The organism is Streptomyces sp. YJ-C3 (genome assembly GCF_053891275.1).
On record NZ_CM132685.1, the window covers coordinates 4,460,594 to 4,477,905 of the forward strand.

Annotated in this window: 18 protein-coding genes and 2 pseudogenes; 8 read left to right on the forward strand and 12 right to left on the reverse strand. The window is 67.5% G+C overall.

Annotation, left to right across the window (positions count from 1 at the left end):
- Nucleotides 1–156 precede the first annotated feature (156 nt).
- Nucleotides 157–759, reverse strand: a complete 603-nt coding sequence (locus ACVHNB_RS19980) for a dihydrofolate reductase family protein (RefSeq protein ID WP_428957382.1) — start codon at nucleotides 757–759, stop codon at nucleotides 157–159.
- Complete coding sequence (locus tag ACVHNB_RS19985) at nucleotides 756–1,664, reverse strand: metalloregulator ArsR/SmtB family transcription factor (RefSeq protein WP_456228801.1); 909 nt, start codon at nucleotides 1,662–1,664, stop codon at nucleotides 756–758. Before ACVHNB_RS19985 ends, ACVHNB_RS19980 begins: the two co-directional genes overlap by 4 nt.
- A gap of 153 nt (nucleotides 1,665–1,817) precedes the next feature.
- Here ACVHNB_RS19985 and ACVHNB_RS19990 point away from each other — a divergent pair, with 153 nt between their 5' ends.
- Nucleotides 1,818–2,504, forward strand: coding sequence for an HAD family hydrolase (locus tag ACVHNB_RS19990; RefSeq protein ID WP_456228914.1), 687 nt, complete (start codon nucleotides 1,818–1,820; stop codon nucleotides 2,502–2,504).
- A 732-nt stretch (nucleotides 2,505–3,236) separates the two neighbouring features.
- On the opposite strand, the gene ACVHNB_RS19995 is transcribed toward ACVHNB_RS19990, so the two are convergent.
- Nucleotides 3,237–4,649 carry a S8 family peptidase gene (locus ACVHNB_RS19995; RefSeq protein WP_456228802.1) on the reverse strand — a complete coding sequence of 471 codons (1,413 nt, stop codon included), beginning with the start codon at nucleotides 4,647–4,649 and terminating at the stop codon, nucleotides 3,237–3,239.
- 528 nt (nucleotides 4,650–5,177) lie between these two features.
- Between ACVHNB_RS19995 and ACVHNB_RS20000 the strand changes: the two genes are divergently transcribed.
- Nucleotides 5,178–5,561, forward strand: coding sequence for a hypothetical protein (locus ACVHNB_RS20000; RefSeq protein WP_456228803.1), 384 nt, complete (start codon nucleotides 5,178–5,180; stop codon nucleotides 5,559–5,561).
- Here ACVHNB_RS20000 and ACVHNB_RS20005 read toward each other — a convergent pair.
- The 4 genes and pseudogenes from ACVHNB_RS20005 to ACVHNB_RS20020 all read right to left on the reverse strand — a co-directional run bounded on the left by ACVHNB_RS20005 (nucleotide 5,507) and on the right by ACVHNB_RS20020 (nucleotide 8,530).
- Nucleotides 5,507–5,901: pseudogene (locus ACVHNB_RS20005) on the reverse strand (GNAT family N-acetyltransferase). The gene ACVHNB_RS20000 and the pseudogene ACVHNB_RS20005 overlap by 55 nt on opposite strands.
- Nucleotides 5,902–6,062: 161 nt before the next feature.
- Nucleotides 6,063–7,142 carry a hypothetical protein gene (locus ACVHNB_RS20010; protein ID WP_456228804.1) on the reverse strand — a complete coding sequence of 360 codons (1,080 nt, stop codon included), beginning with the start codon at nucleotides 7,140–7,142 and terminating at the stop codon, nucleotides 6,063–6,065.
- The gene (locus ACVHNB_RS20015) at nucleotides 7,121–7,606 is read right to left on the reverse strand and encodes a hypothetical protein (RefSeq protein ID WP_428957375.1); all 486 of its coding nucleotides are present in this window, start codon (nucleotides 7,604–7,606) and stop codon (nucleotides 7,121–7,123) included. The genes ACVHNB_RS20010 and ACVHNB_RS20015 overlap by 22 nt, the downstream gene beginning before the upstream one ends.
- A 600-nt stretch (nucleotides 7,607–8,206) precedes the next feature.
- Nucleotides 8,207–8,530 (reverse strand): putative quinol monooxygenase, encoded by a 324-nt coding sequence (locus ACVHNB_RS20020; protein ID WP_456228805.1) that lies wholly within the window; start codon nucleotides 8,528–8,530, stop codon nucleotides 8,207–8,209.
- 64 nt (nucleotides 8,531–8,594) lie between these two features.
- Here ACVHNB_RS20020 and ACVHNB_RS20025 point away from each other — a divergent pair, with 64 nt between their 5' ends.
- The 5 genes and pseudogenes from ACVHNB_RS20025 to ACVHNB_RS20045 all read left to right on the forward strand — a co-directional run bounded on the left by ACVHNB_RS20025 (nucleotide 8,595) and on the right by ACVHNB_RS20045 (nucleotide 12,419).
- Complete coding sequence (locus ACVHNB_RS20025) at nucleotides 8,595–8,966, forward strand: MerR family transcriptional regulator (protein ID WP_456228806.1); 372 nt, start codon at nucleotides 8,595–8,597, stop codon at nucleotides 8,964–8,966.
- Between the two features lie 1,267 nt (nucleotides 8,967–10,233).
- Complete coding sequence (locus ACVHNB_RS20030; RefSeq protein WP_428957372.1) at nucleotides 10,234–10,695, forward strand: DUF2871 domain-containing protein; 462 nt, start codon at nucleotides 10,234–10,236, stop codon at nucleotides 10,693–10,695.
- A 54-nt stretch (nucleotides 10,696–10,749) separates the two neighbouring features.
- Nucleotides 10,750–11,460 (forward strand): SMI1/KNR4 family protein, encoded by a 711-nt coding sequence (locus ACVHNB_RS20035; protein WP_456228807.1) that lies wholly within the window; start codon nucleotides 10,750–10,752, stop codon nucleotides 11,458–11,460.
- 44 nt (nucleotides 11,461–11,504) lie between these two features.
- A pseudogene (locus ACVHNB_RS20040) lies at nucleotides 11,505–11,825 on the forward strand (transposase); the annotation flags it as partial.
- 135 nt (nucleotides 11,826–11,960) lie between these two features.
- The gene (locus ACVHNB_RS20045) at nucleotides 11,961–12,419 is read left to right on the forward strand and encodes an SMI1/KNR4 family protein (protein WP_456228808.1); all 459 of its coding nucleotides are present in this window, start codon (nucleotides 11,961–11,963) and stop codon (nucleotides 12,417–12,419) included.
- 346 nt (nucleotides 12,420–12,765) lie between these two features.
- On the opposite strand, the gene ACVHNB_RS20050 is transcribed toward ACVHNB_RS20045, so the two are convergent.
- From ACVHNB_RS20050 to ACVHNB_RS20070, 5 genes are all read right to left on the reverse strand, one after another.
- A complete protein-coding gene (locus tag ACVHNB_RS20050) occupies nucleotides 12,766–13,329 on the reverse strand; it encodes a dihydrofolate reductase family protein (protein ID WP_428957367.1) in 564 nt (187 codons plus the stop codon).
- Nucleotides 13,330–13,617: 288 nt separating this feature from the next.
- Complete coding sequence (locus tag ACVHNB_RS20055; RefSeq protein WP_428957366.1) at nucleotides 13,618–13,956, reverse strand: hypothetical protein; 339 nt, start codon at nucleotides 13,954–13,956, stop codon at nucleotides 13,618–13,620.
- Between the two features lie 243 nt (nucleotides 13,957–14,199).
- A complete protein-coding gene (locus tag ACVHNB_RS20060; RefSeq protein WP_428957365.1) occupies nucleotides 14,200–14,451 on the reverse strand; it encodes a Rieske (2Fe-2S) protein in 252 nt (83 codons plus the stop codon).
- On the reverse strand, nucleotides 14,448–15,104 hold the full coding sequence (locus ACVHNB_RS20065; protein WP_428957364.1) for an iron-containing redox enzyme family protein: 657 nt from the start codon (nucleotides 15,102–15,104) through the stop codon (nucleotides 14,448–14,450). Before ACVHNB_RS20065 ends, ACVHNB_RS20060 begins: the two co-directional genes overlap by 4 nt.
- A 282-nt stretch (nucleotides 15,105–15,386) precedes the next feature.
- Nucleotides 15,387–16,295 carry an alpha/beta fold hydrolase gene (locus ACVHNB_RS20070; RefSeq protein ID WP_428957363.1) on the reverse strand — a complete coding sequence of 303 codons (909 nt, stop codon included), beginning with the start codon at nucleotides 16,293–16,295 and terminating at the stop codon, nucleotides 15,387–15,389.
- A gap of 110 nt (nucleotides 16,296–16,405) precedes the next feature.
- Here ACVHNB_RS20070 and ACVHNB_RS20075 point away from each other — a divergent pair, with 110 nt between their 5' ends.
- Entirely contained in the window at nucleotides 16,406–16,954 is a 549-nt protein-coding gene (locus ACVHNB_RS20075; RefSeq protein ID WP_428957362.1) for a helix-turn-helix domain-containing protein, read from the forward strand.
- Nucleotides 16,955–17,312 lie beyond the last annotated feature (358 nt).

The following is a 17,312-nucleotide window of genomic DNA, read 5'->3' on the forward strand; positions in this document are numbered from 1 at the left end:
ACCCCTGACCAGGGGGCAGACACCCCGGCTACGGCGACATGCTCGATCAGGGAAGGAGGGGCAAGGCCTGGGGCGAGGTACGGTCACAGGTCGTGAGCGGCGCGGAGCACAGCGCCGATGCGGGCCCTGGCCTCGGGGCGACGTCGGCGCGCCACATCAGCGCAGCCGGTCGTAGACGAGGGCGGTGGTGCCGTGCTCCCCCGCGCTCTGGCTGACGAGCGTCCACGCTCCCGCAGGCAGGCCGTCGTCGAACAGCCTGGGGCCACCGCCGAGGAACACGGGGAAGACCGTGAACGCCAGGCGGTCCACCTGGTCGGCGGCCAGCAGCGCCTTGATGACGCTCGCGCTGGACAGGACGAGGATGTCGCCGCCCTCGGCCGCCTTGAGGTCCCTGACCACGTCGGCGGTCGGTCCGTGGGCGAGCCTCGTCCGCTCCCACGGCGCTGCGCGAAGAGTGGAGGAGAGGACCACCTTGTCGGCATCGACGAGCCACTTGGCGAAGCCCTCGTCGCGTGGGTCGGCGCCTTCCATGCCGATGACGGTGGGCCAAAAACCCAGGAAGCCCTCGGCGTTGACCCGGCCCAGCAGGGCCGTCGTCGCCGGCTCCCACAGGCTGGTCAGGTGATCGCGGGCGACGTCGGTGACGGCGAACGGCATCACCCAGCCCATGTCCAGCGGGTTGTCCGGCTTCGCGTAACGGCCGTCGAGGGAGAGTGCGATGTTCGTGACGACCCTGCGGCCGCCAGCCTGCTCAGTCACTTCGTGCTCCTCGTGTCGGTACTCACGGTGCTTTCGGGGCTCTCTATGTTCGCTGCGTTCGCGGCGCGCTCGGCGCCGTCGGTGGTGTGCGGTGCCGCGCTGAACGTCGCGGCGAGCTTGTCGAGGCTCTGGCCGAAGCCGATCTCGATGCCCGCGATGAAGTCGGCGGAGTCCACGGTGCTGTCAGTGATCCGGTACTGGACGTCGAGGTCCGTGCCGGTACCGCTGGGCCGCAGGTCGAGGCCGACGTGGGCGGTGAAGGCCACGCCGCCATCAGGAAGCCGGGGCGAGAGCCGATAGGTGAGCCGCTCACCGGGACGGACGTCCTCGACGACGCCCTCCGCGCGCCCGGCGACCGGGCCCAGGTCCTCGGTGTCCTCGGCGTCGCGGTATTCCTGGACGATCCGCCCACCCGGCTGTGCCTCGAAGACGAGCTCGGCAACGCGCAGGTCGTCGGGCGTCCACCACCGGGCGAGCAGAGCAGCCTCGGTCAGGTGGCGCCACACCAGCTCGGGGCGCTCCGCCAGGGGACGTAGAAACCTGAACGAGCGGCCGTCCGCCCACCCCGGCTCCCCCGCCGCGAGCCGCTCCGCGCGCAGGCTCAGCCCGTACCGGTCGAACGCCGCGCGCGGGCCATCGCCCCGCTGCGCGGTGTCGGCGAGGTGGCCGAGCGCGGCCGCCAACTCCCGCAGCGGCTCGGGCCGCAGAGCATAGATGCGGCGCTGGCCGGTGCGCTGGGAGGTGACCACGCCGGCACGCTCGAGGGTCTGGAGGTGCTTGGTCGTCTGTGGCTGGCGGGCCTCGGCGAGCTGGGCGAGGACGCCGACCGAGCGGGGCCGCTCGGCCAGGAGGCTCACGAGCCGCCAGCGGGCCGGGTCGGCGAGTGCGGTGAGGAGTGCGTCCATACTCACTAGCATTCTCCATCACGAATATTCTTGTCAAGGAATATTCTGAGCTCGCACTGTCACAGCCGAATAAGACGTGGCGCGCCACCAGAAGCGCGGCAGGACTGTCCCGCGAACTGCCTGTTCAGGGCCGGATGGCACGATCGGCACGTGATGACTGAAGCTCGCCCGAACGCTGCCATGCGGTATGTCCTGTTTGATGTCGATGGCACGTTGATCGATGCCCTGAACAATCAGCGTCTGGTCTGGCGAACGTGGGCAGAGCGATACGGACTGGAGCCGGATGAGGTCTATCGAGTGGCGCTCCGAACCCGGCCGATGGAGACATTCGCCCAGATCGCTCCGGACCAGGACCCCCAAGAGTGCCTTGCCGCATTGCACGAATTGGAGGATGAGGATGTCCGCACCGGAGTCTATGCAGCTTTCGACGGCGCCTCGGAACTACTCCAGGCTCTGCAGCCCGGAACCTGGGCGCTGGTGACATCGAACTATGAGCACCGAGTGCGTGGCCGTTTCGCGCGGACGGAGTTGCCGGTCCCGGAAGTCGTGGTGGACGCGGCCGCCGTGAAGGAAGGCAAGCCGTCACCGGTGCCATATCTGCAGGCTGCTGAGCGACTTGGTGCCCAGCCGGAGGACTGTCTGGTCATTGAGGACGCCCCCTCCGGGGTGCAGTCCGGGCTACGTGCCGGGATGACGGTGTGGAACGTCAACACCCTGACGGCGGTGGACGGCGCACAGCGCCACTTCGGCACTTTGCGCGACGCGGTCGGCGACATTCTCGCCTTCGCATCGGCGGGTCCCCTACCTCCCCGGCCGCAAGGACCAGCCACACCGAAATGATCTTGCTGCGCTACCGGCACGGCTGGTCCCGCCAAGGACCCGCGCCTGGGGCCGGCGCGGGCACACCGGCGCGGCGGTACCGAAGCCGTTCCTCGATCACCGCCCTGTGCTGTGACCGGCCGGGCGCGCCTTCCCGACTTACCTACCGGCCCCGGCGCCACCGGCAAGGCTCACGACAGCATCGCTGCCCGACTACCGCGACCTCATCGTGCGCGCCCACATCCAGCTCAACGCGCCCATCGGCCTCATCTGATACGGCCTCAACACTCTCCGGGCCGCTGGGATGCGCCAAGCACGCGGTGGAGCACAACTGGCTCACCATCGACCAGCTCCCTTCCTACGAGCCAGACATAAACCCCGTCCCACGGAACATCACGAACTGCGTCGTCGACCGGCGCAGCCACGGTGAACGCCGCACGAAGTCTTGGTCGATCGCTCTGCGCACGGTATCGACATCGGGCGGCGGGAGCGGAGCGTGGTCTGCGCGGCGTTGGCGCGGTAACTGAGCCCAGACACGGCGGAGTCGGCACCCGGCGGTTCCTCTCCCTGCCCGGTGATCCGCCACCAGGGGCACCCCCTCCCGCCCACTCCCCCGGCCGCCGCACACGCCGCAGCCGTAGCCCGCCAATACGGCAGCTGCGGGCGGGTGTGGTTCGGCGCGGCTCGGCCTGATGGCGGGCCGGCTGCGGCAGACGACGGGAACGCGGGGGCATCGGTGTTCCGCAGCGGTAACTACTGCTGGCGGTAGGGAGGTTGCGGGGGCGTCTGCGGGTACGCGCCCGGCATCGGAGGCGTCTGTTGATACGGCCCCGGGTACGGCTGCTGCTGTCCGGGATACGCCTGCTGGCCGGGGTACGGCTGCTGACTGGGGTATGGCTGCTGAACAGGGTACGGCTGTGGCTGGCCAGGGTACGGCTGTTGGGCCGGGAACGAGGGCTGACCGCCGCTCCCGGGGGCTCCGGGACCGCCGGGGCCACCAGGACCGCCGCGATTCTTCTTGCGGGAGCTCAGGACGACGATCAGCACGATGGCGAGGACGACGACAGCACCGCCGGCGATGCCCGCGTAGAGCACGGTGTCGGAGCCGCTGTCAGTCGCCTTGTCCGCGGTGCTCAGCTTGGGCAGCTCGGACGGGTCCCAGGGGCCGGATTCGCGGCCCTTGGCGATGTCCTGTGTGAGGGCCTTGTGCGGGCTGAGGTCGCCGTAGCCGTGTTCCGCGTCCGGGAGCCTGCTCTTGTCGACGCCTTTGGCGATGTACGTGGACTTGATGACGCGGTTGATCAACTGGCCGGGGGTGTGGTCCGGGAACTTCTCTTTGAGGAGCGCGAAGGCGCCGGCGGCAATGGCACCGGCGGACACATTGCCCTTGATGGTCTCGTAACTGCCATCAGGGTTGGCTACTTTGATGGTCTTGGCCGGGGCGGTGAACATCAGGGACTCGGAGGTGTTCGAGCCGTGGTCCTTGTCCCGCCAGACACTGCCGTCCGGCGTGGAGCCGCCGACCAGGGCGACTCCGGGGACGTTGGCGAGCCCCTTCGGCTCCTCCTCGTTGTCGTCGGCCGCGTTCTGGACGAGGACGACGTCGTGGGCGAGGGCGTAGGCGACGGCCTGCCTCACCTTCTTGTTGTCCTCCGGCGACTGGGAGATATCAATGACGTCAGCGCCCTGGTCGACGGCGTAGCGGATCGCCTCGTCCGCATCGCATGCCTCGGTGTGGTGGTGGCCGGCGATGATGCCGTCGCGCACGTAGATGTCCACGGGGAGGATCTTCGCGTCCGGCGCGATCCCCAGGATGCCGTCGCCGTTGCCCGCGCCGTGACCGTGACCGGCGATCAGCGCGGCGAGGTTGGTGCCAAGGGAGTCTTTCGTCTCCTTGTTGGCGGGCTGGTCGTCACTGCAGCGCTTCCCGGGAAGAACATTGCCGGTGAGGTCGGCCTGGTCGCCGTCGACCCCGTTGTCGAGGATCGCGACCGTGACATCCTTGCCCGTCGCCTCCTTGTGGACGGCGTCGATGTTGTAGGCCTTGTTCTGCCACTGCTTGTCTCTGGTGTCGTCCGCGGAGGCGGTGGGCGCGGCGCTGAGCACCAGGGCTCCCACCACGGCCGTACCGCCGATCATGCGGATCATCTGCTGCGCGAAGCGCACGTTCTGACATCCTTCTGCGTTGGATCCTGGCTGTCGTTCGCGGGGTCCGCGACCGCTGGCCGGCTGTGCGACGACGGACGGATCGTCCGCGTGCGGCTTCGGCCCCCGTGTGGTGTTGTCGTTCTCCCCGAGATCATCCTCGCAGTCGCGCATCATGCACAAGGCGCGCACCAGGCCCCTCACGGAACGCGCGCACCATGCGCAACGCCCCTGAGGTGCCAAGGGGGCGTTTGGTTCTGCGGTGTCTGTTTGGTGCGTCGTCAGGTGTGATGCCAGGTGGGGTGTTTTCGCGGGTGAGGCGGTGGGTCATGAGGTCGAGGACCGCGCGCTCGATCATGGCGGCGGAGCGGTGGGGGTGTCTTGCGACGTCGCAGACGGTCATCGGTGGCGCATGAGCCAGCCCAGGGTGCGTTCGATCACCCAACGCCGGGGCAGCGAAGTGAATCCGCCGACGGTGGGGGCGCGTTGGACGACTTGGAGGTCCAAGCCGACAGCGCCAGTGGCGTTCGAGCTCAGGACCCGGGGTCGATGGTCGCCGGGGACAATGGCGCGCCTGCGGACGCCACCGTCCCCGGCACGGTGCGCGCGGGCAAGTCTTTCCGCTTCACGGTCGTGACCTGCGACAACACCGCCGAGCCCGATCAGTGGCGCATGACCGTGGCCACGGTGAGCCTCGATGTGGCCAACGCCTACATCTCCGCACCGCTCATCAAGACGGAAGTACACGCCCACTGCCGGACCGTCGCCGACCAGGCCCACTCGGCCGCCAGCAACGTGGCTGAGAGCACCTCGCCGACTGAACGTTCTTTCCTTCCCGTCCGCTGGACACGTCTGAAGGGGGCCCGGGAGGCCCAAGGTCACACGGCGATCGATCCCGCCGCCGTCTCCCTGAAGCCGCAGGCATCGACGTAGAACGGTCGCAAGTGCTCTTCGAAGTCGACATGTATCACTCACACCCCGAGGCACGGTATCCCTCAGCAGCCGCCCGAACGAGTGCGGCTCCCACCCCGTTCGCACGACTGCGCTGAGCTACGGCGGTGTCCAGGAGGAACGCATGGACACCGCCGTCCCAGGCGACGTTGACGAAACCAACCGACCGATCGTCTTCCCGGGCGCAGACCCAGCCCAGGCTGTGCCGCTGAAGCCGTGCACACCAGTCCGTCCGCCCGACTGGATGATCGAACCCCTCAGCATGCAGCCGGTTGAGAGCCGCGTTGTCGACGTCGCCCCGCCACTCATACGTGATCGTCATGAACCGAACCTAGTGACTGCATGAGCCGCCTCCCCGGCTACGCCGCCCATCCTGATCCGTTCGGCTACGCGTCCGGACCGCACGAATCGAGTGATACCACCTTGGGGGCCAGGAGCAGGTCTTCGCTGTGCCAGGCGTACGCGTCCACGCAGCTGCTGTCCCTAGTTACGTTTGAGGACTCCGCTCAGTCCTGCCACGACGGCCGTGGTCAGCACCCAGCCCGCGCCCGACAGGAGCCAGAAGCAGTACAGGGCGCTGCCGGTGGGCGCCCACGCCTTCTGCTGTCCTAGGTCGACGATGGGGACGAGGACGTCGAGGGTGTAGGCGATGGGGTGGAATGCCGGGGCCGGGGTGGCTGTGGCGGCAAGGTGTGCCGGGTGGGCGTGGACGAAGACAGCAGTCCCGAGGGCGAGCAGGGCGAGGAGCCAGAGGGCTGCCAGCCATGTCCGGTAGCCGTAGCCGACGGTCAGGTACAGCAGCCAGTTGAGCAGCCGCCCAGCCGGGTTGAGTGTGTGGCGACGGTGCTTCTGCTTGTGGATGGCCACAAGTCGGGCGGCGTCCTCCTGGCCGGCTTGGCGGTAGGCAGTAGCGAGTTGATCATAGGGTTGCGGGGCGTAGCCGTGCTGCTGTCGCTGTAGCCAGTCCAGTCGGGCATGCACGGGGAGATGGTCGTTGCCCAGAGTCTGGTAGGCGAGTCCGCGCAGGTCGAGGCGCGCGGGCCACGTCGCGGGGTCGTCGTGGAACGTGCCGATCTTCGCGTGGCTGAGGTCGACGATTCCGTCCGGTGTGCGATGCGGCAACAGGTACAAGGCCGAGGTGTTGAGCCTCTCGAAGTCCAGAGCGAGGCCACCGGAGTTGGTGAAGGCGGCGTCGCGCAGGTCCACCCGGGCACCAACCTGAGCGCCGTACAGACTGAACTCGCCACGTACAGTGAAGCCCTGACGGCCAGAGACCTGGCGGTCCACCGTGAGCCAGCCACCTTCGAACGCGAAGCCGCCCGGGCTGTCGAGTTCAGCCCCGTCCAGGATGAGCGCGCCGAGGTGCGCCGATCGCACGTCGATGCCGCCACGTGCGGTGAAGCCGTCGTTGAGGCGCACATCTTGTGCCACCTGAAGGCCAGGGACGCTCAGCGCCCAGTTCTCCGTATGGGTGAGGCTGGCTCCGGTGAGAGTGAGGGAGCCGCCGATGCGCGCGGCGGGTGCGTGTGCGCCGCCTTCGATCACCAGCCCCTCGGCGAGCACGCTCTGCGCTGTGTCCATCTGGTCGGCGGCCAGGGCCGTGCCGCCGGGTTGGAGATCCGCACGGCGGTGAGAACCAGGTCTCCACTGATCCGGGCGCCGGCCAGGCGGACCTCGCCGCGGGCGGTGAAGCCGTGGCCCAGGCACACGTGGTGGTCCGCCGTGAGTCGCGCGGCGTCCAGCGCGGTCGCGCCGGGATTGTCGAGCAGAGCTCCGGCCAGGGACAGCATGCCGCCGATCCGAGCCCGGGCCAGCTTGACCTGGCCTTGGCAGGTGAAACCCTCGTCCAACGCTAGGTCGGCGTCGATCCGCAGATTCTCGGCGTCCAGGCCGGGCAGATGGCAGCCGGTCATGCGGATCAGAGGGGCGGTGGTGTGGGCGAGGCTGACCGGTTCCTCCAGCCAGCAGCCGGTCAGTAGCAGCCAGCGACCCAGCGCGGCGCCTTCCAAGTCCAGCGGGCCGGTCACACGGGCACCAGCCAGGCGAAGTGGGGTGCGAACCGGGGAGTCGGTGAGCAGTTGCGCCACCAGCTCGGCCCGTATCGTCCGCTCCGGTCCCCAGGACGCACCGCGTCCAGGATCATCCTCAACACCGTCGCCTCGCAGGCCGACAGCCTGCCCGCGAGCTGCCGCACGGACCAACCGCTCCTCAACTGACGTCAAGTCGTCGGCGGCCAGCATCGTCCCCCCAAAGTGTAGGCACCGAACTACCGGAAGCCTATCCACCTGCGAACAGTGTTCACCGGCTGAAGCGCTTCCCTCATCGCGCGCAGAGCCGGACGTCCCCAAGTCATCGTCAGCGAATCTATGGTGGCCGCTCCACCGTGGTGGGTTGGGTGCCTGTCGAGGAGTGCGCCCGGCCGGCCGGCTTGCCGCCTGCAGGGCACACGCAGCCGTCACTTGCACATGTCTGTGACGTCCACCTCCCGAGCAGCGCCGACTCTGCGTCGGTGTCCTCCGGCTCGCACCGCTCACAGTCGTTCTCCAAAATGGGTCGCTCAAGGGGACGTCACACCGCTGCGGCCCGCACTCAGAAACGGAGAACGACGGTGGTTCGAGGTCGCTGAGCTACTTGCTGCTGGGCGTCGGGTACGCGCTGACCATGGTGTTGAAGTAGCCGTCAGGGGCCTCTTCGAGGAAATCCAGCAGATTGTCCAAGAAGGCGCGCAGTGGTGGGGTCGCGTTGTGCCGATCAAGGTCTTCTTGAGAACGCCAGACTTCGTACAGGAAGAGCCGGCCGTCGTCCTGTGCGTGCAGGTGGTACTCCAGATTGCCCTCCTCCTGCCGGGTGGGCTCCACGAGGGAGGCGAGAAGCTGGCGCACTTCCTGCGCACGTTCAGGCTTGGGGCGCAGGAATCCGTACAGGGAGATGGGCGCTTGTGTTGTCGTCATGCCCTTGACGCTAGGATCTGACATCAGTGTGAGCTTCAAGGTGGGGGCGCGTGAGGTGAGTCACATGAAGATCGGTGATTTGGCCCGTGAGACGGGTGTGAGTGTGCGTCTGCTGCGCTACTACGAAGATCAGGGCCTGCTCACGTCGCTCCGGACGGACGGCGGCCATCGCCACTACACCGCCGATGCCCCGACCACGGTCACACGGATCCGCACCCTGCTGGACGCCGGTCTCCCCACCAGGATCATCCGGGACCTCATGCCCCGCTTTCTCGGCGACGGCCCCGAGCTCGATGTCTGCGTCCAGGGACACCTACAGGCGCAACTAGAGGATCTGGACGCCCGCATGGCCCAGATGCAACGCGCTCGCACGTCGCTCAGTGACCTCCTCGACGCTTCCGCACGAGCATCCGCTACTTCGCCGCCACTCACCTGAACCAAACTCAGGACCCCTCTGTCGCCGGTCGATCCAAGCCGCGCCCTTCACTGCCGATTCAAGGACAGCGCGGGGGATTCGATCCCCGTGTGGGCTGCTGTCACCCCAGCGCCTTCTCCCAGGGTGAACTGCAGCTGTTCTGTGCACATTGCCCGCGAAAGGCCCTTGGGGGGGGGCCGAAGTCCGGGCGGATGGTCGGGCACAAGCAGCACGAAGGCTCGAGCATCTGGGCGATGGGTCTCGCAGGGCCAGGACGGTTACGGCTACGAGCCTCGCTGCAGGTAGTTGTGTGCGGCCTGCCCGTTCAGAATGAACGGCGCGGGGGCCGGCCCGCTTCCGTCCTTGTGAACGATGACGCACTGGACCGCGTTCCCGTACTGTTCCCACACCACAGACAGGTTGGGGTCGTTCGTTTCCGAGACTCCACAGTTGTCCATGCGCTCACCCTAGAACGCTCTCGTCGATCAGGTAAGCGATGCGCGCACACCGTGTTGCAGCACTGTCCGCTCACCCATCGCTACTTAGGGGTTGTCGTGCGACGAGTACCCCCTCACTTCCACCTACGAGGGGTCGGCGCAGTCGACCTACGAGCTAGACAAGTCGGCGAACAACTTCTGCGCGCTGGCGGTGGCGGCCGATGACAACACCACGGCCAGGACCTCAGCGGCGAGCCCATCGTCGGCAAGGGAGCGGACAAGTCCGCGTTGGCACCTGCGCCACGGCATGCTGGAGTCGAGACACTGCTAATGCCGGGAATGACGTCGGCCGTCACAGAGTAGGCGCCGCGGGCTTCGATGTCGGAGGGGGTTCCAAGCGTGCAGTTGTAGAGGGTGGCTCACCCCACACGACATACGCTCCGGTTTCCCCTTCCGCCAACTCGTCACGCATCAGGCCATTGAAATTGCCCCCGCGCGCATGGCGCGGATCCTGGACGGCAGAGGCGTAGTCGCAGCGGTCCGTGGGGCGGCGGCATCAAGCCCGTCACTGCGGTACACACCCCACCCATGACAGACCACCGCGCACTACGCACGCTAGAACCCCGCCCCCGTCATGGCTTCACAGACCATCACCATCCCTCTTCCGAACGGTAGTTCACAGTGCCGGCATCCGCGTCAGCGACTAGCGGAGGGCACCGCAGTACACCGGCACCCTCCCCCGGTACCAACTGCGGACTTCGAACGTCAGTCTCGGCGAAACGGCACCACGTCCCGTCGGACAGCGCTTGAATGGACGCGATCACGCAACGGGTGACTCAGGGGGATGCACCATGCGCAAGTCGTACTACGCGGCACACGTCTACATGATCGTCGGAGTCGTCTCGGGACTCTTCTACCGGGAGTTCACGAAAGCCGAAGACTTCCACGGCGACACGCAACTTGCCCTCATGCACACCCACTTGCTGGCCCTGGGCATGCTCGTCTTCCTGATCGTCCTCGGCCTGGACAAGGTGTTTCAGCTCTCCGGGACCAGACTGTTCACCGCCTTCTTCTGGTTCTACAACGCCGGTCTGGCGATCTCGACCGCGATGATGGGCGTGCACGGAATCCTGACCGTGTTGGGCCGCGACGAGGACCACATCGCAGAGGCAGTGCCACTGACCGCCGGACTCGGCCACATCCTCCTGGCCGTCGGCCTCGTCCTCCTGTTCGTGCTGCTCGGCCAGCGTGTCAACGAGCACGTTCAGCAGTCCGGGGCAACAAGCGAAGACGAGGAAACCGCAGCCGCGTGAGGGCCGTGCGCCAGGCCGCAGGCGCACTCTGGGCCGAACACCCTGCCAACTCCCATGCCGCAGGCTGGCGAAGATCATCACCGCGACGAGAAACGTAAAGCACGGCCCAATACGATGCCGGCCTGGCGCGGAGGGCCGAGCCGGGCACTCACCATCGAGGACTGTACGACCGATTACCGGCCCGACGTCATGGCGATGCTCGGCCCGGCCCAGAACCGCTTTGCGGGCCCGGCCGCCTGGGACCGTCTCCATTCGGATCTCGGCATACAACTGCCGCCCGACTACCAGGTCCTGGTCGACGCCTATGCCCCGATCCGGCTCAATGGCCACCTGAGCCTCCACCATCCGGCGACCGAGCGATGGAACCTGGGCCAGCAGATCCGGAGAAGTGTCCAAGCATGGTCCGAGGTGCCATGGGACGAGCTGGATCTCGACGCGAACGAGGACCCGCGCCAGCTCTTCGGACTCGACGAGCTGACCTTCGGCACCCGCAACGGGCTGTGGCCGATCGCGAGCACCGACCGAGGTGAGACAGTTTTCCTCGTCGACGCCATCAGTGCCCCCAGGCTCCTGGTGAGCTTCGACGAAACCTGGGCAGAGCACCGCATGAGCTTCGCCGAATGGCTCTACCGCTATCTCATCGGTGAAGACATGACCGGTCCCAACAGCGCAGCATTCTATCCAGGTCCTGTGCAGATGCAGCATCTGCCGATGTCCGCCGACGCACGCCCCGAGCCTTGGTATGACCCGGACCGCGGCGTGTGAGGGAGTGAACTGCGCTGGCAAGAGCGGCAGCCTGAATGAGATGACCCCCTACTGACTACTGGCGCGTGCGGCCCACCCAAAGGTTCGAGGCCTTGGGCAGGCCCTTCGCCGACCGCGGCTATGACCACGACGTCTACCGCGACCGGTTCCGCGCCCGCGGCATCGTGGCGGCCATCGCCCACCGCGGCACCCCGCACGGCACGGGCCTGGGCACCTAGCGCTGGGTCGTGGAGAAAAGTTTCGCGTGGCTGCGCGGCTTCCGACGTCTGCGGATCCGCTGAGAACGCCGGGCCGACATCCATGAAGCGTTCCTCCAGCTCGCCTGCTGTCTCAGTACCCACCGACAACTCAACGCATTGAGTTGAGACTTGGATGCAAGGCCGCTGGTCACACCAGGGTGTCCGTGACTCATGCCATGATCCGGCCTCATGACTGACCGATCGCTTTCGCCCGCTTGGCTGACCTCATGGACAGACCGAGTCTGCCGCACTCTCACGGCCATGAAAGGCGAGTTCGAGCATCGGCACGGTTTCCCGCCTGGGACCAACGAGGTTCGGCCGGCCGACCACGACGATCAAGCCGCGGCTCGCACTCTTGCCCAAGCCACTCCTACACCGGCTGACCTGATCACCTTCTACGACATCATCGGCGACCTCACCTGGGCGGACGTCGGAAACGGCTACTTCTTCGATCCACCAGATGACCTCCTGCTGCGGCTCCAGGAGCGCGGAGTTGTCGACGTCGGCACAGGCCAAAAGGCCCGCGGTCTGGTCATCGGCTCGAACGGTGGTGGCCTGGCCTACGTCGTGAGCCCTGATGGAGCGGTCTACCGGACACGGACGGCGTCGTTGGATGAACCGGAGTTCGACAAGGTGGCCGATGGCCTACAGCAGTTTCTGGAGCTCCTGGAGCTATCCCTGACACGGTTCGTCGCCGACGGCGAAACGGGATACCTGTAACCGCAGACGCCAGCGCCCATTCTGTTAGCGACTATTAGCCTTCACGGAGTGAGGTCTGCCGCCGTCGCAGACGACGTCGAATTCATTCTGCACTTGGCCGAAGGGATGGCAGAGCGGGGAGCTCTTGAGCCGGAAACTCTCCGAGACCTCAGGGCTATTGACCGGTTCGTCGAGGCGACGCGCCTCCGCGGCGTGGAAGGACCATGAGTTGAAGCTTTGACGGGTCTGAACGCTCTGGCAGACACGGCAGTTGGCAGGTGGATGGCAGGCGTGGATGGCAGGCAGTGCAGGGGCTTCACCCGCTTGGGCGGCTCGGGCGGTAGTCCGGGTCACCCAGAACGGGCGCTCAGCGCCTCGTCTCGTACCTGGTCAGGATCACGCCGCAGGGAAGCGTCCGCGTCTCCACCAGGTTGAGGTTCACCCAGTTGTCAACCGCGGTGAAGAACGGCGTGCCGCTGCCCACCAGGACAGGCGCGGTGGCCAGCACGTACTCGTCAATCAGCCCGGCCCGCATCGCCGCCCCGGCGAGCGTCGCGCCGCCGATGTCCATCGGGCCGCCGTCCTCGGCCTTGAGGCGGGTGATCTCGGCGACCGCGTCGCCGGTGACCAGGCGGGTGTTCCAGTCGACCTTGTCGATCGTCGAGGAGAACACCGCCTTCGACATGTCCCGCCAGCGGCGCGCGAACTCGATCTCCGCCGGGGTGGCGTTGGGCTGCTGGTCGCCGGTCGGCCAGTAGGAGCTCATCGTCTGCCACAGCTTGCGCCCGTACAGCGACAGGTCGGTCGCCTGCAACTGGTCGGACCAGAACTGGAACAGCTCGTCGCTCGGCACGCCCCAGCCGATGTCGTCGCCGGGCGCGGCAATGTAGCCGTCCAGGGTCAGGTTCATGCCGTAGATGAGTTTCCGCATGGCGCCAGCCTTCCGTGAGTCGGTCTCACGCGTACAGACCGGCGCGGCGCGGGAAACTCATCGGTGCGCGATCCGAGCTCACATGTAGTCCTCGTGCTCGGTTGCTCAGCCGCAGACTCATCGTTCCGCCTAGGAGATGGCATCGACCTGAGACGATCTTGGGTGACATCGCGGTGCGACGACAGAGAACCAGCAGGTCACAGAAGATCGACATGTCATCGGCGGCGAGACCCTACAAGCTTGTCATCGGCGGCGAGACCCTACAAGCTTGTCATCGGCGGCGAGACCCTACAAGCTTGCCAGGGCGTCCACGGCGGGTTCGCACTCGTAGCGGAGTTCGCAGTGAATCCGTACGTAGTGGTCGTGCTCACCGCCGTCGTCACTGATGTCGAACTGTCGCTTGAGGTCCACAGTGAACATCGGACGCCCGCTGAAGGCGTGCGTGCCGTACTGGAAGAGCAAGCCGTCTGAGTCGGGTGTCGGCGCGGTGGCCAAGCGCTGCCGCGCGAGTCGCATGAAGGCCAGCCGTGCAGCCCACGTGGTCAACTCAGCCTTCGTCGATCGCCCCACCTCCAGCTCGGCAGGCAGGACATCGCGGGCTTCCTCCATCCGCGCCCTGTCATGCACGTCAGCTCTCCTCGGTTCGTGGATCAGCACCCCAACTTCGTGGGCCGGATCAGATCCAGCCCTGACCAGCCAGGCAGCCACCTTCCGGCTCGCAACGCTCAGTCACTGCTGCACGGAACCTGAGCCAGAACCTCGTTCTCACGCCATCGTCGGCAGCGGCCTCCTCCGGAACGACCGTCCCGGAGGAGGTGGCAAGGCTGCACGACCGCGCGTACACGCCGTTACGGGCCTGTGTGCCGGCCGTCAGCCCTCGGTCCTTCGCACGCACAGAGCCCGTCCGCTGGGTCCTCCGTGCGGCTCCCCCGTTTCGAGGCTGTAGCTGGAGTGGTGCAGCGGGCACGTGATGCGCAGGGCACGGGTGTTGACGTAGCCGTGGGCCAGGTGGCCGCCGCGGTGGGGGCAGTGGGCTTCCGTTTCGAACTGGCGGTCACCGACGGTGATTCTCAGTCGGTCCTCGCCGATCTGCTCGATCGTCACCTCCGGCGGGCGCTTCACGGCGCCGTCCGCTGAGCCGACGCGACGGCGGATTCCGTCGCCGCTCCAAGGATTTCGCTGGCCAGCATGAATCCGGTCCAGACCTTGGCCGGCTGAAGGTCGGCCTCCGCGTCGAACTCCCTGATCGAGTTCTGGAGTTCCTTCATGTGGAACGTGTCGATGTGCAGGTGTTCCGTGTAGTAGCGGGCCCCTTCGAGGCCGAGCCGCTTCGCGCCGTCGGCGAAACACTGGAACGCGTAGAGGATGCTGGACTCGAGGTAGCACAGGCAGCCGAGGAAGTACTCGGGCCGCGGGGCGCGGGTCGCCGCCCAGAAGAACATGTTGACGTAGTCGAACGTTTCCGGGTTGGTGGTGTGCAGGTAGTCCCGCTCGTCCTGCGACAGGTTGAGTTCGGCAGCGAGTTCCCGGTAGATGTTGAAGTGCGCCTGGTCCAGGTTTCCGCAGCCGAACTCGTCGACGAGGACGCGGAAGATCGCCATCTTGGCCCGTTTGGGCAGACGCCAGACGATCGGCAGGAAGGATTCCGACTCGGTGAGCCCGTCGACCGCGAACTGGGCCACCACTTCGCGGAACTGGTTGAGCGTCAGATCCTGGGCGAGGGCGCGCTCATACTCCGGCGGGCTCGCTTCCTCCTCGGCGAGGCGCTCGCGCACGTGCCACTCGGCGATCCCCGACAGAGACGTTGGCGCCCCGTCCGTCCCTGGGCCGCGTCTCGTCGAGCATCCGGTACGTTCGCCGACGCCCGGAGCGCCCCCAGGTAAACCTTCAGGCGGCCTCGCCGAGTCTCACCCACGCTTCCAAAGAAGGCCGTGCACAGGAGAGTTGAGTGCGCTTCCCGTCGTGTCCTCGGCGGCATTCTGGCGCTGTGCTCGAGGAGATTGACGCCGCGTTGACGGCGCGGGCGGCGGCCCGTCCGGGCGAGGCGGAGGCAGGGCTCACAGACGCGCGGCCGCGCGGAGCAGGTCGTCGACGGCGGCGAGGACCGCGTCGGGCCGTTCCTCGTGCAGCCAGCCGTGCCCGGCGTCGTCCAGGACGCGGTGTTCGCCGCGCGGCGACTCGGCGGCGAGTTCGGCGTGCAGGGCGCGCTTGGCCGCGGCGATCTCGCCGAGCAGCTCCGCGGGCCACAGGTGGGCCTGGGTGGCGTCGTGCCCCATGGCGGAGAGCACGATCGTCGGGACGTCCGGGGTGGGCGACGCGGCGCGCAGTTCGTCGGCGACCTTGTCGTAGAGGTTGTCGTTCTCGCGGCCCGCGGCCCGGAAGGTGGCCAGGTGGCGGTCTGCGAGCGGTCCGCGCACGGCGTCCGGCCAGGCGGCGAAGTGGGTAAGCAACTGCTCTCGGGCGGCCGCCAGTTGGCCGGCGGTCGGCTCGGTGCTCTGCTGCCGCTCCAGGTGCCTCGTCATCCGGTCGAGGTGGTCGCGCGCCTCCTGCGGCACCCGTCGGCCGAGGTCCTCGTGAAACGGGTCGAGCAGCAGCAGGCCGGCCACGTCGGCGGGGTGGGTCCGGGCGTAGTGGCGGGCGTAGGCCCCGCCGAGCGAGTGCCCGACGAGCAGGTAGGGCCCGGGCACACCGGCCGTCCTCAGCAATGCGCGCAGTTCGGCGACGACGTCGGCGGCCGTGCGCGGCAGCGCATCGGCGCCGTCGCTCCAGCCCGTGCCCGCGCGGTCGTAGAGGACAGCGGTGGTGCGCTCGGCGATGCGCTCGTGAAGGTTGAGGTAGTCGAGGCCCATCATTCCTGCCCCGGCGAGGAGGACGACGGCCGGGCCGCCGGCCCCGGCCCGGTGCAGCATCAACTGCCGTCCGGTGACGGTGTGGTGGCGCCCCAGCGGCGGCCGGTGCACGGTCATGGCGTTCCCCCTCGGCTCGGGCGCGCACGTCACGCGCCACGATGCGTTCTCCCCTGCGAGCGACACATTCTCAACTTTGAGAACGTTATCAGCTGTGAGAACGTACACCCATGGACACGGTCGATCTCCTCCTCCACCCGGTCCGGCTGCGCCTGGTGCACGCACTGTCCGGCGACCGAACGCTCACCACGTCACAAATGTGCGCGCTGCTGCCCGACGTGTCGAAGGCGACTGTGTACCGGCACGTGGGCGCGCTCGCCGACGCCGGCCTCCTCGACGTCTCGGACGAACAACGGGTGCGCGGCGCCGTGGAGCGCACCTACCGGCTGCGCCGGGAACGGGCAGCCGTCGACGCCGAGGCCGCCGCGCAGGTCACCCCCGACGAGCACCGGCGGATCTTCGCCGTGGCGACGGCGACGCTGCTCGCCGAGTTCGGCGCGTATCTGGACCGGGACGGCGCCGACCCGGCGGGCGACCAGGTCGGCTACCGACAGCACGCGATCTGGCTGAGTCCGGCCGAACGGGCGGAACTGATCCAGGAGTTGCGGTCCGTTCTGATCCGCCACATCGGCAACGCCCCCGCCCCGGACCGCGTCCGCCACCTCATCAGCCCGATCCTGTTCCCTGCGGAGGAGCCGCCCGCTACCCGAAATCCTTGAACCGCGGCCGCACGGGAACCGAACTCCTCGTTGCCCGGAGCGGCACAGCGGTAACCGGCAAGGCGGCCTTCTTCGCCCGAGCTGAGACGGCCACCGCCTGGCATCCCACGACTTGTGATCCCAGTCGCGTACCTCGCCGATGACTAGGGCGACGGTCGCCCCCCACACGCACGGGCGGCAGTTCCTGCACGAGTCGCTTCATTCCCGGCTCGCTTCCGCGGCGAATCAAGTCCAGTGAGGCACCCACCGGGTCGTACTCATCGAGCTTGTCCGTGAGGCCCCATGGCTGGTGACTAGTGATCGTTGCTCGCACTGTCTCATCCCTTCCGCAGACATATGGTCGACGGCGGATGGGGTG

Coding starts and splice junctions, on each gene's coding strand:
- ACVHNB_RS19985 (WP_456228801.1), bottom strand. CDS start 1,664: ATGGACGCACTCCTCACCGCACTCGCCGACCCGGCCCGCTGGCGGCTC.
- ACVHNB_RS19990 (WP_456228914.1), top strand. CDS start 1,818: ATGACTGAAGCTCGCCCGAACGCTGCCATGCGGTATGTCCTGTTTGAT.
- ACVHNB_RS20000 (WP_456228803.1), top strand. CDS start 5,178: ATGGTCGCCGGGGACAATGGCGCGCCTGCGGACGCCACCGTCCCCGGC.
- ACVHNB_RS20020 (WP_456228805.1), bottom strand. CDS start 8,530: ATGACGACAACACAAGCGCCCATCTCCCTGTACGGATTCCTGCGCCCC.
- ACVHNB_RS20025 (WP_456228806.1), top strand. CDS start 8,595: ATGAAGATCGGTGATTTGGCCCGTGAGACGGGTGTGAGTGTGCGTCTG.
- ACVHNB_RS20030 (WP_428957372.1), top strand. CDS start 10,234: ATGCGCAAGTCGTACTACGCGGCACACGTCTACATGATCGTCGGAGTC.
- ACVHNB_RS20035 (WP_456228807.1), top strand. CDS start 10,750: ATGCCGCAGGCTGGCGAAGATCATCACCGCGACGAGAAACGTAAAGCA.
- ACVHNB_RS20045 (WP_456228808.1), top strand. CDS start 11,961: ATGAAAGGCGAGTTCGAGCATCGGCACGGTTTCCCGCCTGGGACCAAC.
- ACVHNB_RS20050 (WP_428957367.1), bottom strand. CDS start 13,329: ATGCGGAAACTCATCTACGGCATGAACCTGACCCTGGACGGCTACATT.
- ACVHNB_RS20070 (WP_428957363.1), bottom strand. CDS start 16,295: ATGACCGTGCACCGGCCGCCGCTGGGGCGCCACCACACCGTCACCGGA.
- ACVHNB_RS20075 (WP_428957362.1), top strand. CDS start 16,406: ATGGACACGGTCGATCTCCTCCTCCACCCGGTCCGGCTGCGCCTGGTG.